Source organism: Sphingomonas sp. TDK1, from assembly GCF_001650735.1.
In the GTDB taxonomy this organism is placed as follows: domain Bacteria; phylum Pseudomonadota; class Alphaproteobacteria; order Sphingomonadales; family Sphingomonadaceae; genus Sphingomonas.
This window is the reverse complement of sequence record NZ_LXVY01000006.1, coordinates 47751-61350: the sequence shown is the minus strand read 5'-3', so window position 1 is coordinate 61350 and position 13600 is coordinate 47751. Positions and strand designations below refer to the sequence as shown.

Annotated in this window: 13 protein-coding genes; 2 read left to right on the top strand and 11 right to left on the bottom strand. The window is 68.6% G+C overall.

The window, feature by feature from the left end; translation table 11 throughout:
• Nucleotides 1-2 precede the first annotated feature (2 nt).
• Together A7X12_RS07055 and A7X12_RS07050 are read right to left on the bottom strand one after the other, a co-directional pair.
• Complete coding sequence (locus A7X12_RS07055) at nt 3-668, bottom strand: class I SAM-dependent methyltransferase (RefSeq protein ID WP_064310957.1); 666 nt, start codon at nt 666-668, stop codon at nt 3-5.
• Nucleotides 665-1909, bottom strand: a complete 1245-nt coding sequence (locus tag A7X12_RS07050; RefSeq protein ID WP_064310956.1) for a DUF3419 family protein — start codon at nt 1907-1909, stop codon at nt 665-667. The genes A7X12_RS07055 and A7X12_RS07050 overlap by 4 nt, the downstream gene beginning before the upstream one ends.
• Before the next feature lie 229 nt (nt 1910-2138).
• On the opposite strand from A7X12_RS07050, the gene msrB reads away from it, so the two are divergent.
• Nucleotides 2139-2630: a peptide-methionine (R)-S-oxide reductase MsrB gene (gene msrB, locus A7X12_RS07045; RefSeq protein ID WP_064310955.1), complete on the top strand. Its 492-nt coding sequence runs from the start codon at nt 2139-2141 to the stop codon at nt 2628-2630.
• On the opposite strand, the gene A7X12_RS07040 is transcribed toward msrB, so the two are convergent.
• The gene (locus A7X12_RS07040) at nt 2631-3113 is read right to left on the bottom strand and encodes a CHAP domain-containing protein (RefSeq protein WP_232318394.1); all 483 of its coding nucleotides are present in this window, start codon (nt 3111-3113) and stop codon (nt 2631-2633) included.
• A 467-nt stretch (nt 3114-3580) separates the two neighbouring features.
• Between A7X12_RS07040 and A7X12_RS07035 the strand changes: the two genes are divergently transcribed.
• Complete coding sequence (locus A7X12_RS07035; RefSeq protein WP_064310953.1) at nt 3581-4132, top strand: hypothetical protein; 552 nt, start codon at nt 3581-3583, stop codon at nt 4130-4132.
• Nucleotides 4133-4172: 40 nt separating this feature from the next.
• Here A7X12_RS07035 and A7X12_RS07030 read toward each other — a convergent pair whose 3' ends face one another.
• The 8 genes from A7X12_RS07030 to A7X12_RS06995 all read right to left on the bottom strand — a co-directional run bounded on the left by A7X12_RS07030 (nt 4173) and on the right by A7X12_RS06995 (nt 13584).
• Nucleotides 4173-4904: an extensin-like domain-containing protein gene (locus A7X12_RS07030; protein WP_064310952.1), complete on the bottom strand. Its 732-nt coding sequence runs from the start codon at nt 4902-4904 to the stop codon at nt 4173-4175.
• Complete coding sequence (locus A7X12_RS07025) at nt 4901-5635, bottom strand: NUDIX hydrolase (protein ID WP_064310951.1); 735 nt, start codon at nt 5633-5635, stop codon at nt 4901-4903. Before A7X12_RS07025 ends, A7X12_RS07030 begins: the two co-directional genes overlap by 4 nt.
• A gap of 30 nt (nt 5636-5665) precedes the next feature.
• Entirely contained in the window at nt 5666-6718 is a 1053-nt protein-coding gene (locus A7X12_RS07020) for an SMP-30/gluconolactonase/LRE family protein (RefSeq protein ID WP_064310950.1), read from the bottom strand.
• Between the two features lie 13 nt (nt 6719-6731).
• The gene (locus tag A7X12_RS07015; protein ID WP_064310949.1) at nt 6732-8075 is read right to left on the bottom strand and encodes a GntT/GntP/DsdX family permease; all 1344 of its coding nucleotides are present in this window, start codon (nt 8073-8075) and stop codon (nt 6732-6734) included.
• Complete coding sequence (locus A7X12_RS07010; RefSeq protein ID WP_064311052.1) at nt 8075-10309, bottom strand: glycoside hydrolase family 3 N-terminal domain-containing protein; 2235 nt, start codon at nt 10307-10309, stop codon at nt 8075-8077. The genes A7X12_RS07015 and A7X12_RS07010 overlap by 1 nt, the downstream gene beginning before the upstream one ends.
• 11 nt (nt 10310-10320) lie before the next feature.
• Complete coding sequence (locus tag A7X12_RS07005; RefSeq protein WP_064310948.1) at nt 10321-11418, bottom strand: Gfo/Idh/MocA family protein; 1098 nt, start codon at nt 11416-11418, stop codon at nt 10321-10323.
• A gap of 109 nt (nt 11419-11527) precedes the next feature.
• Nucleotides 11528-12862 (bottom strand): ATP-binding protein, encoded by a 1335-nt coding sequence (locus A7X12_RS07000; protein ID WP_064310947.1) that lies wholly within the window; start codon nt 12860-12862, stop codon nt 11528-11530.
• The gene (locus tag A7X12_RS06995; protein ID WP_064310946.1) at nt 12859-13584 is read right to left on the bottom strand and encodes a response regulator; all 726 of its coding nucleotides are present in this window, start codon (nt 13582-13584) and stop codon (nt 12859-12861) included. The genes A7X12_RS07000 and A7X12_RS06995 overlap by 4 nt, the downstream gene beginning before the upstream one ends.
• Nucleotides 13585-13600 lie beyond the last annotated feature (16 nt).

Sequence of the window (13600 nt, the reverse complement as noted above, 5' to 3'; positions counted from 1 at the left end):
GCTCAGCCCGGCCGCTTGAGCCCCGCGCTCCAGGTATAGCCGCGCAGCGTGGAGCGGAACGATGCCGCGAGCCCTTGCTCAGCCGCAATCGTCTCCACCACCGCGCGCAGGTCGGTGCGCGGGTAGACGTGGAAGGCGTTCAGCTCCTTGAAGTGGAAGCGCTTGGCGAAGCCCGGCAGGCGCTCATACTGGCCGAAATCGACGATGTGCAGGCTGCCGCCCGGCGCGAGCGCCTTGGCACCCAGCGCAATCGCATCCTTCCACGGCGGGATCATCGACAGCGTGTAGCTCATGAACACCCGGTCGACTTGGCTAAGCCCGAACAGCGCGTTCACGTCGAACGCCCCGGCATCGCCCTGCGCCAGCGTGATCTTGTCCGACAGGCCATGCTTGGCCACCGACTTGCGCGCCGTGTCCAGCATCGCCTCGCTGATGTCGAAGCCGTAAAAGCGGGCATCGGGCCAGCGCTTGGCCGCGACGATCAGGTTGCGCGCCGTGCCGCAGCCGACCTCCAGCACCGTGCCGCCGGGCGGCGGTGCCAGGTCGCGGATCAGCCGGTCGCGGCCCAGCAGATAGAATTTGCGCGTGAGATCGTAAAAGTGGCGATGGAGCGCATAGGTCGCATCCATCAGCCCCTTCTGGTCGCCCGCCCCGGCCTTGGCGCTCATGCGTGCGGCTTCAGCGTCCAGACATGGGTCGCGCCGTAGACCGACGAACGGTCGCGCCGGGTCCAGTCGTCGAGCTTGGCCTGGTTCTCATACTGCCACTGATTCATCAGCGCGTCGGGGATATGGCCGCGGACCACGTCCGGCACCGCGGCGGTACGGTAGAGCACGCGCGCACCCGGCTTGGCGGTGCGGGTGATCTCGGTCCAGATGCGCGTCAGCTGCTCGTCGGTCATCCAGTCCTGCGCGTCGAGCAGGATGTAGCGATCGAGCGACTGGGCCGGCATCGACTCCAGATAATCGGCATAGTTGGTGTGGCGGATCTCGACACGGTCGGCGCGCGACCGCACCGCCTCGTAATTCTTGCGCTCGAGATAGGGCGGCAGCGGCGCGCCCTCATGCTCGCCATAGCCGCGGCCAAAGGCCTGCCAGGCGTAGAAATTGTCCTTGAGGTCGAAGTCGCAGGCGAGTTTGCGCAGGCGGCTGCGCAGCGCGCCGGTGATGCCCTCCTGGTCGTCCACCTTGAGCAGGTCGTACTGCGCCGGCGGGATGCCGAAGCCGAACAGGGCGGCGGGCTGGTCCACCATCCAGCGCAACAGCTTCTTGTCGAAGAAGGGCGCGAAGCGCGTCTCGAAGATGTGGCGCTGTTCCTCGATGCTCTTGGCGGCGAGGATTTCCTTGGGGTCGATCCCGTAGCGATGTGCCAGCCAATGGACGAAGCCGATCAGCCGGCCGAGCAGACCCTGGCGATAAAAGCCGGTCTTGAACCCGTTGATCCGGCGCACGCCGTTCGGCGCGCGGCCTTCCCAATAGGCGCGCGCGCTGTCGTCCAGGCTGCCGCGCAGATAGGTCTTGTAGGCGTCGACATTCTCCGGCCGGTTGGCCAGGCCGAAGAAGCGGTGGAAGGACTCATAGTCCGGCAGCCGCAGTGCGGCCTGCTGCTTCAGCTTGTTGAGCGCGATATGCGCCGGGTTGAGGTCCACCGCGGTGATCTTCGCCGGGTTGGCCGTCAGGTACGAGAAGACGTTGCAGCCGCCCGACGCGATCGTGACGATGTGGCTGTCCGGCGTGATCTGCAGCGCCTCCATGTCGATCACCGGGTCTTCCCAGATCTGGGCATAGACGAGGCCGCGGAACGCGAAGGTGAAGGCGCGTTCGAGGATGCCTTCCTTCGAAAGATGCTCGTGGCGGTGCACCGCGCCGCGGACCGCATCGTTCTTCGGCGACTTGGCAAGTGATGGCATTCGAAACGACTCCCGGCGAACCAGCCTGCCCCGCGCAGTGCCGGACACGCTCCCCACCCCCCTGTGACAAAAGCTTTGCAGCCTTGTGACAGCGTGGCCGGGAAATCAATCCTTCACCCTTCCACCCGGCGCAGCATCGCGTGCACCGGCAGAAATTGCCCCCCCAGGTGCAACCTTTCGGCGCCCCGCATCGAACCTATATCGAGACGCTAACGCCAAGAGGTTCACCATGCCGATTGATCGCCGCCAATTGCTCGTCGCCGCCGGTGCCAGCGCCGTCGCGCTGCCGCTGTTCGCCTGCGGCTCCGCTCCCGCCGCGCCGCTGCCGAACTTTCCGTTCAAGCTGACCGATGCCGAATGGAAGAAGAAGCTGAGCCCGGCGGCCTATAATGTGCTGCGGAACGGCGGCACCGAATATCCTTTCACCAGCCCGCTCAACAAGGAGCACCGCAAGGGCGTGTTCGGATGCGCGGGCTGCGCGCTGCCGTTGTTCGATTCCGCGACTAAGTTCGACAGCGGCACCGGCTGGCCGAGCTTCTATCAGCCGCTGGCAAATGCGGTGGTGACGCGGGGCGACCGCAGCCTGGGGATGGAGCGCACCGAGGTGCTGTGCCGCCGCTGTGGCAGCCATCTCGGCCATGTCTTCGACGACGGGCCGAAGCCGACCGGCAAGCGCTATTGCATGAACGGCGTGGCCTTGCGGTTCACGCCCAAGGGGTGATCAGTTCGACGCGATCTGGGTCAGCCTCGGCAGGCTGAGTGCCGCGACCTGGACATTGGCCCAGTCGTTCGTCGGCGCTGCGCCCGGATAGATGAAACCGTTGACCGGATAGGCCGAGAGGCCGAGACCGCCGGTGCGGCCGTACCATACGCGCACTTCGCTCCAGTCGCCGGCTGCCGACACGTCCACCGCGCGGACATCGCGCTCGACGGCACCTGGGGTCGACCAGTTGGCATGGGTGAGCAGCACTTCGCGCGGGCTGACGACCTGCGAGACCATCGCGACATGGCCCATCGGCATGCGGGCGGTGCGCTGGAACGACATCACCGCGCCCACCTTCGGGGTCTCGCCGCGCTGGTAGCGACCGGCGGCCTGTTCCCACCAGGTCCAGGCATTGCCGCGGAGCTCGACGCCCGACGCCTGGCGGGCGAACGTGACGCACTGCCAGAAGGTGCCCTTCGCCTGAGCGGGAACGACAGTCATCAGGGCGCACGCCGCCATCAGCGCAAAACGCGCTGCGAAACGAGTGAACATCTTTGGACCCCCCGGTCAGGAAAGGAAGTGGTTGAGGGTTGCTAGCCAAACTATAGGAGGCCCGTACACCCCTGCGGCACGTCGATCCGACGAACCGTTGGAATGCGCCGATGAGGTGCGCTGAACGGTTTCTGAACGGGGGGAACCCCTACCTGGGACGTGCATTGCCGCGCGGCGCGCATCCTTTCGCCATCCGCGACCCATACCGCCGCCCTCCGGGAATATACGGCAGTATATCAACTACCTAAGGATGATTGCGTACCGTAGTCGTTTCGTCGCAAACCAATGTTGCATCGCAACACAATTTAGGTTCCAATGCTCGTGGGGATACGGAGGGGGTCATTAAGCTCTGCGTTAACCAGTGCGGAGCATGATCCATCCCACGGGCCAAAAGGAACCGAGCGGGAGACGTTACAATGGCTGCACGAGCAAAACCGGCCGAAGGCGCGATGACGCTGGCAGAGATGAAAGAGTTCGCGGGCTTCGCCGCCGGCACCCAGCGCTATGTGCGCCGGTCGCTCGACGTCGGGCTGGAGCGGGACGATGCGCTCTCGCGCTGGTCGCGTGATGTGGTCGAGGCCGCAAGCATCCGCGCCCAGGCACGCATCTACGAGCGCCTGAAGGACATCCGCACGCTGCTGCCGAACGAAAGCGACCTCGGCGCGATCGAGCCGTTCATGGCACCGCTGGTGACGCTCTCGGCGTTCGATCTCGGCCAAGGCCGGCTGACCAGCTTCTCCGCCTATCGCTTCCTCTACGAGCGGCTGCTCGGCGCGGAAGTGCGGCCGTGGCTGCCGGCAGCCTTCTGCTCGGCCTCGGCGCTGCCGCACCTCCACCCGGACCTGCGCCGCAAGCTGCTCCAGTCGATCAGCGAAGCCGCGGCGACCGCCTCGGGCTGGTCGAACCGCCAGCCGAGCTTCTTCCCGCAATGGGTCGAGAAGATCGACACCAACGCCCTGCCGAACTGAGGATAGGTCCCGAAAAGCCTGCCGAAGGCGCCAAGCGGCGTCAGCGGCAGGCGCGCCACCCCATCTCGCCGCGTGCAGCCTGGTCGAGATGGAGGTGGTCGCGGTGGGCGGCGTTGTAATCGGGCGACAGCACCGTCGCGAACAGCCGGCAGGCGCCGTCGCGGATCGCGCGCAGAAAGGCCGACTTGTCGCCTTCCCCCTTCCAGTCATTCAACACGCTCACCCGCCGCCCGTCGGCGAGGATGAACGCCGCGATATCGACCGCATTGGCCCGCGCATGCTCGCTCCAGTCGCCGGTGCTGCGGCCATACATGCGCCGGCACGCATAGCTGCCGAAATGCTCGATCCGCACGACGCGCATGCCGAAATGCTTCTGCGCCTCGGGCTGGACGATATTCCACTCCCACAGCGCCAGCCCCGCCGCCACCGGGCAGGCGGTGCCGAGCGACGCCGGGCTGAACGCAATCGACCGCGCGCCCCCGCTGGTGAAGCGCACGCCATTGGCATAGCCGCAGTCGCCCTGCCGCTGGACCGGCGCCAATTTCTCGTAGCGGACGCCCGCCTGGGTGAGCAGCGCGCGGCATTGCCCGTCATCGGCGCCCAGCCCCGCCAGCTTGCGCCCGGTAAAGGCGCCGATCGGTTGCGCCAGGTCGAGCGGGGTCCAGGGCATGTCCTGCGGCCGGCTGCGCGTCCACATCAGCAACAGCAGCGCGCCGCCGGCGATCAGCGCGAAGACGAGCAGCACCCAGACGGTCTGCTTCAGCGCCTTCACGCCCGCACCGCGCGGTCCATGCGCTCGGCGGTGACCGGGTAACCGAGCCCTTCCGGAATACAGAGCCAGTCGACCCCGCCGCGCGACTCGACGAACGGGGTGATCGGCGCGATCGGGAAGCGGCGGGCATGGGCCATTGCCGATTCGAAACCGTCGAACAGCGCCAGCCGTTCCAGATTGCGGCGGGTGGGGTAGATCACCATCGCCTCGCCGCGATCCGCCAGGTCCAGCGCACCCTGCGCGGTGATCCAGCACAGCCGGACATTCTCGCTGCCGTCGACCTGCGGCGCGGCGCCTTCGGGCGCGCGGGCAAGGTAGAAGCGCGTGTCGAAGACCCGGTGCGGCAGGCCATAGGGCAGCCAGCGCGCGAACGGCACCAGCGCGTCGAGGTCGAGTGCGAGCCCCGCCTCCGCCAGCAGCCGCGCAAAGGGTTCGCCCGCATGCAGCGCGGCACGCAGCGATGCGAGCGTGTCCGAATCGCAGCAGAGCCCCAGCGCGAGACCCGCCTCTTCGATCGTTTCGCGGATAGCCGCGACTCGGGCGGCGGCATCGTCATGGCTGTCGGCCAGCAGATGATCGCCCGAGTCGATTCGCCCGCCCGGAAACACCAGCGCCCCGCCCGCGAACGCCATCGCCCGCGAGCGCTCGACCATCAGCAGCTCGGGCGGCCCGCTGCCCGTGTCGCGCATCACGATCACGGTGGCAGCGGGGATGGCTTCGGGGGTCGGCATCGCCCCGGCTCTACGCCGGGCGGCCGGCGCTTACCAGCCGGAGGCGCGCAGGCGGAGGCGGAACACCTGGTCGCTGGAGGTGATGAACAGCGTCTTGCCGTCCTCGCCGAAGCAGCAATTCGCCGCCTTCTTGCCGGTGGAGATCAGCCCCAGCCGCCGTCCATCCGGCGCCACGACATGGATGCCGCCCGGCCCGCTGGCGTAGAGATGCCCGCTCGCCGCCACCTTCATCCCATCCGGATGCCCCGGCAGCCCCTTGGCGGCGCCGGCTCGGTGGTCGAGGAACAGCCTGCGGCCGGTGGCCAGCCCGTCGTCGCCCAGACTGTACGCCCAGGTGAACAGCGCCGCGTCGTCCGAGACGGAGACGTACAGCGTGCGCTGATCCGGCGAGAGGCCGATGCCGTTGGGCCGGGTGAGCTTCGATTCGATCAGGTGGACCGTGCCGTTGGTGTCGAGCCGGTACACGCCGTTGAACGACAGTTCCTTGAGCGGCGACTGGTCGCCCTCGGTGAAGCCATAGGGCGGATCGGTGAAATAGATCGCACCGTTCTTCGCCTGCACCAGATCGTTGCAGCTGTTGAAGCGCTTGCCCTCGTACTTGCCGGCGAGGATCGTCTTTTCCTTGGTCTCCAGATCCACCGCCGCGATCGCACGGGTGCCGCTGTCCGCCATCAGCAGCTCGCCCTTGCGGCCCTGGATCATGCCGTTCGATCCCGCCTCGCGCACGCCCTTGGGGATCGGCCCGGCAAGGCCGGAGGGGACGAGGAACGGCTTGGTCTCCTTGCCGTCCCAGCGATAGGCGATGTTCGCCGGCACATCGGAGAACAGCAGATAGCTGCGATCGAACGCACTCGCCCCGCCCGAAGCGCCGCCGGTCACCGCCCCGTCGCGGATCCACACCGGCCCCTCGGCCCATTGGATGCCGCTCGAAATCACCTCGAGCGGCGACTCGATGTCGAGCAGCGTATCGAGTTCGGGATCGAGCCGGGTGATCGTCCCCGCTCCCGCCGCGCGGGCGATGCCCGGCAGCAGCGGCAGCGCGGCGAGGCCGCCCAGCAGGGTGCGGCGGGTGGTGGCGAGCATGGTCGGGATCCCCTCAGACGAACGGCCATAGCAGCAGCGCCATGGCGAAACTGGTCAGTCCCGCGATGGTGGCACCGATGGTCCAGCTGCGAAAGGTCTGCGCTTCGGTGAGCCCGAGATATTGCTTCACCAGCCAGAAGCCGGTGTCGTTGACATGGGATACGATGGTCGCCCCCGCGCCGATCGCGACGGTCACCAGCGCGATCCGGTCGGGCCCCAGCCCGGCGGCGGTAATCAGCGGCGCGGCCAGCCCCGCCGCCGTGACCATCGATACCGTCGCCGATCCCTGCGCCACCCGCACAAAGGCCGCGAGCAGGAAGGCGAAGACGGGGATCGAAACCTGCGCCGCCTCCACCGCCATGGTGATCTGCTTGCCCGCCCCCGACTCGATCAGCACTTCCTTATAGGCCGCGCCCGCGCCGATGATCAGCACCATCAGGCCCGCCGGCTCCAGCGCGCGGGTGCTGATTCTGGACAGCGTCTCGAACCCCGCCCCCGCCACGAAGCGCAGCCAGGCCATCGCGCCCAGCACCGCGAGGATCAGCGCGGTAAAGGGATGGCCGAGGAACACGAGGATCGAACGCACCAGCCCCGGCGCCATCGCCTCGCTGGCCACCGTGCCGATCAGGATCAGCGCCAGCGGCAGCAGCATCGCCGCGAGCGCCGGACCGAAGCCGACCGCACCCGTCTGCGGCGCGCCTTCGTCGAGCATCGGCGGCGCACCGATCGCGCCATAGCCCGGCGCGCCATGCGCCAGCTTGGCGAATACCGGGCCCGCCAGGATCGCCGAGGGAATGCCGCAGATCAGGCCATAGAGCGCCATCCGGCCATAATCGGTGTGGAGCAGCTCGGCGACCGCGACCGGCCCCGGATGCGGCGGCAGCAGCGCATGCATCGTCATCAGGCCCGCCAGCAGCGGCAGCGCAAAATAGGTGACGCGCCGCTCGGCCCGCACCGCCAGCGTGGTGAGCAGGGGCGCCAGGATGATGAACGCGACGTCGAAGAACAGCGGCACGCCGACGACGATGCCGATCGCGGTGAGCGCCCAGGGGACCCGCTTCTCCCCGAACAGATCGAGCAGCCGCCGCGCGATCGCCTGCACGCCGCCCGATGCCTCCAGCATCCCGCCGAGCACCGCGCCGAGCCCGATCACCACGGCGACCGAGCCGAGCGCCTCGCCGGTGCCCTTCTTGATCGCCGCGATCACCGCCTGCGGATCGTTGCCGAAGACCAGGCCGGTCGCCAGCGCCACCAGCAGCAGCGCGACGAACGGCTGGAGCTTGAGGCGCAGCACCAGCAGGATGACGGTCGCGATGCTGCCCGCGACGATGAACAGCGTATGCCAGGGCTCGCCCATCACGCGATCTCCACCTTGGTGGCGATCGCGGCGGCGGGCATCTGCCCTTCGCCGCCTGCGGTGATGCGGAACTTGGCTTCGCTCTTCAGGTCGGCGGCGGAAGCGCCGACCATCAGCCGGATATCGCCCGGCTCGACGATCCATTTGCCGTCGCGCCAGAAGGCGAACTGCTCGGGGGTGAGGGTGAAGCGCACGATGCGGCTCTGCCCCGGCTTGAGCGCCACGCGGGCGAACCCGCGCAGCTCCGCCACCGGCCGCGAGACCGAAGCGACGGGATCGTTGGCGTAGAGCTGCACCACGTCCTCGACCGCCATCGCGCCGCGATGGGTGACCTGCACCGAGGCGGTGATCCGCCCGCCGGGGGCGAGCGTCTCGGCGCTCAGCGTCAGCGGGCCGTAGGCGATCTCGCCATAGGTGAGGCCGTGGCCGAAGGCGAAGAGCGGTCCGATCTCGGTATCGTGATAGCGCGCGCTGTCCACCGCGAGGTCCGGGTTGGCCGGGCGGCCGGTGGGCAAATGCGCATAGCTTTGCGGCGACTGGCCGGTGCGGCGCGGCATGCCGATCGGCAGGCGACCGCCGGGGGCGGCCTTGCCGGTAAGGATCTCCGCGATCGCCGGGCCGCTCTCGATGCCGAGCAGCCAGGTCTGCAGCACGGCGGGCACGCCGGCCAGTTCGCGTTCGAGCGCGAGCGGGCGGCCGCCCATCAGGATCGCGACGATGGGCTTGCCGGCGGCTTTCAGCGCCTCCAGCAGCGCCGCCTGGCCCTCGGGCAGGCCGATCTCCGCATAGCTGCGCGCCTCGCCGGTGCGGTTGAAATCCTCGCCGAGCGCGACGAGCACCACGTCCGCGCGCTTGGCCGCCTCGACCGCCGCCGGAACATCGGTGCCCGGCTGATAGTCCGCGCCGGCCAGCGCCGCCTTGAGCGTCACCGCATCGGTCGCCTGCCCCCGCGCGCGCCACGAACCGATCGCCGAGGAGGCATCGTCCGCCAGCGCGCCGATCAGCGCGAGCCTGGCGCCGGGCTTGAGCGGCAGCACCGCGCCATCGTTGCGCAGCAGCACCACCGAGCGCTTGGCGAGATCACGGGCCTCGGTCCGCCGCAGCGGGGCCTTGTCGCGCGCCGGATCGCCGAAGCCATAGGGATTGTCGAACAGCCCCAGCCGCGCCTTGGCGGCGAGGATGCGGCCCACCGCCTCGTCGATCAGCGGCACCAGCCTGGCATCGGCGGTCGCGGCTTCGGCGAGGTACGTCGCGTAGCTGCCGCTCGCCATGTCCATGTCGACGCCCGCCTTGAGCGCCAGCACCGCGGCCTCGCGCGCATCGGCGGCGATGCCGTGGTTGACCAGCTCGCGGATGGCGTTCCAGTCGCTCACCACCAGCCCCTGATAGTGCCACCGGGCGCGCAGGAAGCCGCGCACCAGATCGGCATTGGCGGTCATCGGCACGCCGTCGAGCGCGTTGAACGCGGTCATGAAGCTGCCCGCCCCCGCCCGCGCCGCGGCATGGAAGGGCGGCAGATAGACTTCGTTGAGCGTCCGCGGGCCCACCTCGGCGCTGTCATAGTCGCGCCCGCCTTCCGCCGCGCCATAGCCGACGAAATGCTTGGCGCAGGCCATCATCCGCATGCCCTTGCCCAGATCCGCGCCCTGGAAGCCGGCAACCTGCGCCTCGGCGATGCGGCTGCCGAGATAGGCATCCTCGCCTGCGCCCTCGACCACCCGGCCCCAGCGCGGATCGCGCGCGACATCGACCATGGGCGTGAAGGTCCAGTGCAACCCGGCCGCCCAGGCCTCTTCCGCCGCGATCCGCGCGGCCTGCTCGGCGACCTGAGCGTCCCAGCTCGCCGCCAGTGCCAGCGGCACCGGCAGGATCGTGCGATAGCCATGGATCACGTCCATCGCGAACAGCAGCGGAATCTTGAGCCGCGATTCCTCCACCGCGACACGCTGCAGGTCGCGCAGCGGCTCGGCCCCGGCGACGTGGAGGAACGAGCCCATCTCGCCCTTGCGCACCCGGTCGAGCATCGCCGCGTCGAGCTTCGAGTTGAGCGATTTCTGCCGCCCGCCCGCGATCTGGTTCATCTGCCCGACCTTCTCGGCGAGCGTCATCTGGCCGAGCAGCGCCTGGATCCGCGCGCGGGTGTCGGCACCCAGCGGCCGTGCTGCGCGCGCAAGCGGGGTCCAGGCGGAAGCGGCGAGCATCGCGCCCGCCGCCAGTACGTTCCGACGATTCATGGAAGCGTTCTTCATGCCAGCGTGATCGCCCGGTGTTCGCGCGCCGAACGGTAGACCGCCTCGATCAGCCGCATGTCGCGCAGCCCTTCCTCGCCCGATACGATCGGCTCGCGGCCGGTCATGATGCATTCGGGCAGGTGATCGAGCTGGCGGACGAACTGGTTCTTGGCCGGCTTGGGCAGCACCAGCTGCTCGCGCTTGCCCTCCAGCCGGGTCCACATCTCCTGCCCCTCGTAATTGGTGGCCGGCTCCAGCTCGACCCAGCCCTTCCGGCCGGTGACGCGGTAATGATTGTGGTTGGAGCTGTAGCTCGACACGCAATCGGCGATCAGCCCGCTGGGGAAGCGGAACTGCCAGTCGATCCGGTCCTCCACCGTCTTGAAGCGCGGATCGCTGCCATCGGTAACCTCCATCGCGCTGACCTCGACCGGCTCCTCGCCGGAGAGATAGCGCGCGGCGTTGAGGCTGTAGATGCCGATGTCCATCATCGATCCGCCACCCGACAGCGCCTTGTCGAGCCGCCACTGGTTGGGCCCCGCATAGAAGCCATGCTCGGCGAAGATCAGCGTCGGCTTGCCGAGCGCGCCGGACTTCACCGTCTCGATGGCCTTCAGATTGTACGGCTCGAAATGGCAGCGATAGCCGATCATCAGCTTCTTGCCGGCCTTCTTGGCGGCGGCGATCATCGCCTGGCATTCGGCGACCGAGACCGCCATCGGCTTTTCGCACATCACATGCTTGCCGGCCTGGTGCGCGCGGATCGTGTATTCGGCGTGCATGCTGTTCGGCAGCACGACATAGACGATGTCGATGTCCGGATTGTCGCGGATCCGGTCATAGGTTTCGTAGCTGTACTGATGAGTCTTCGGGATGCCGTATTCGGCGCCGTATTTCTCCAGCTTGGCGGGCGTGCCGCTCACCAGCGCCTTGAGCTCGGCGAACTCGCAATCCTTGAGGTTGGGCATGATCTGCTTGGTGGCGTAATAACCGAGCCCGACCACCGCATAGCCGAGCTTGCGCTTGGGCGCCGCGGCCGAAGCCGACCCGCCGAGCGCACTGGCCATCACCCCGGCGCCGATCCCGCCGAGCACGTCGCGTCGCGTTCCCATGATCCACCTCCTCGTCCGCTGCGGCTTTGGTCGCCGCGCGGTCGATAGCGGTATCAACAATCCCCCAGGCGGGCCAGCATCTCGGGGTCGTAGATGGAAACGATTGAAATCAAAGCGGAAGCGTCACCATCGCGCACAGTCCGCCCGTCTCGCGCCGCCGCAGCGTGATGTCGCCGCCATGGGCGCGGGCGGTCGCGCGGGCACTGGCAAGGCCCAGTCCCATGCCGCCCGTATCGCGGTTGCGCGAGCGCTCGCCGCGGAAGAAGGGATCGAACACCCGCTCCATATCCTCGTCGGGGATGCCGGGGCCGCGATCCCGCACCGCGATCATCGCTTCCGGGCCGCGCGCCTCCAGCACCAGTTCCGCCCCGCCGGCATATTTGATCGCGTTGCCGACCAGGTTGGCGAGCATCGCCTTGAGCGCGACCGGATCCGCCTCGATCACGACGGGATCGCCCGTTTCCAGGCTGACCGCCGCGCCGCGATCGGCGGCATCGTCGACCACCGTCTCGGCCAGCGAACGCAGGTCGAGCGGGCGGCGCACGCCGATCCGGCTGCTGTCGCGCACATAGGCCATGACGGTGGAGATCATCGCCTGCATCTCGCGAATGTCGCACTCGCAGGCGGTGCGGATGGCGGGATCGGCATCCTCGATGCGCAGCCCCAGCCGCATCAGCGGCGTGCGCAGATCATGCGCCACCGCCGCGATCATCGTCGCGCGGTCGTCGACATAGCGGTTGAGCCTGGCCTGCATGTCGTTGAAGGCGCGGGCAGCCTCGGCGATCTCCGCCGGGCCGTCGAGCTCGATCGGCGGGGCACGCGGATCGCGGCCCAGCCGCTCCGCAGCCCGCGCAAAGGCACCGATGGGGCGCGCGAAACGCTGCGCCATCGCCCAGGCGAACATCGCCGCCGCAAGTGCCGAGAGCAGCAGCCAGGCGATCACGAACAGCCGCCAGGGCTCCAGCCCCTCGCCCGGCGTCACGGTCCGCCAGCTGCCGTCGGGAAGCCGGAGCGCCGCTTCGAAAGCGCCGGTGATGGCCACGTCCTGCGCCGCCGCGGGGCTGGCCGGGGCCGGCGCGGGCGGCACGCTGGCGCGATTGTACACCTGGGGTCGCTGGAGAAAGCCGACCGGGAAGCGCAGGATCACCTGATCGCGGGGCACGCCGAGTGCGGTGGCCAGGGCGACTTCGGTTCGGTCCGCACGCGGATTCCAGGGCTGCCGCTCGACGGTGCCGGCAGGGCGCACCTCGAAACCTTCCGGCGCAGCGTTCGGGTCGCGCATCGCCTGCACGATCTGGCCGACGGTGTGCAGCTTGGGATTCGGCGTCTGGATCGCGAACAGCAGCCCGAAATTGAGCAGCTGCACGACCGCGACGCAGGCCAGCATCCGCACGAAGATGCGCAGGAACAGCGGCGAACGGGGCGCCGCCGCTGTCTTGCTCATGCGCGCGTCACGCGAGGGACGAACAGATAGCCCTCGTTGCGCACGGTGCGGATGATCTCGTCCGCGCCCGAACGCAGCTTGCGCCGCAACCGGCTGACCTGCACGTCGATCGCGCGATCATAGGCGTCCGAATCCGGTCCGCGCGCTGCGGCCAGCAGTGCCTCCCGGGTCAATACGCGGCGCGGGCGCTCGATGAACACGCGCAGCACCGCGAACTCGCCGTCGGTCAGGCCGACCAGCACGCCGTCGGGATCGAACAGCTCATGGCTGCCCAGATCGATGCGCCAGCCTTCGAAGGTGTAGACGTCGCCCGCAGCCGGGGGCGCTGCCGTGCTGCCGCGCTTGCGCAGCGCGGCGCGGACGGTGGCGAGAATCTCGCGCGGGCTGCACGGCTTGGGGAGATAATGGCCCGCCCCGACTTCCAGCCCCAGAATCCGATCCTGCTCCTCGCCCAGGGCGCTCAGCAGGATCACGTCGGGACCATCGGCAGTGGCGATGCGGCGGCAGGCGGAAAGCCCGTCCTCGCCCGGCATCATCACGTCGAGGATCACCAGATCGACCGGCATTTTCTCCAGGATGACGTCCATGTCGCGCGCGCTCGACGCGGTCTCGACGCGGTAGCCGCGCGCGCCGAGGCTGTTGGCGAGGAGAAGGCGGATGTCACGGTCGTCATCGACCACCAGCAGCGTGGCGGGATCGTCGGACAGGGGATGGGTAGCCATGCTCAAACTCGACTCT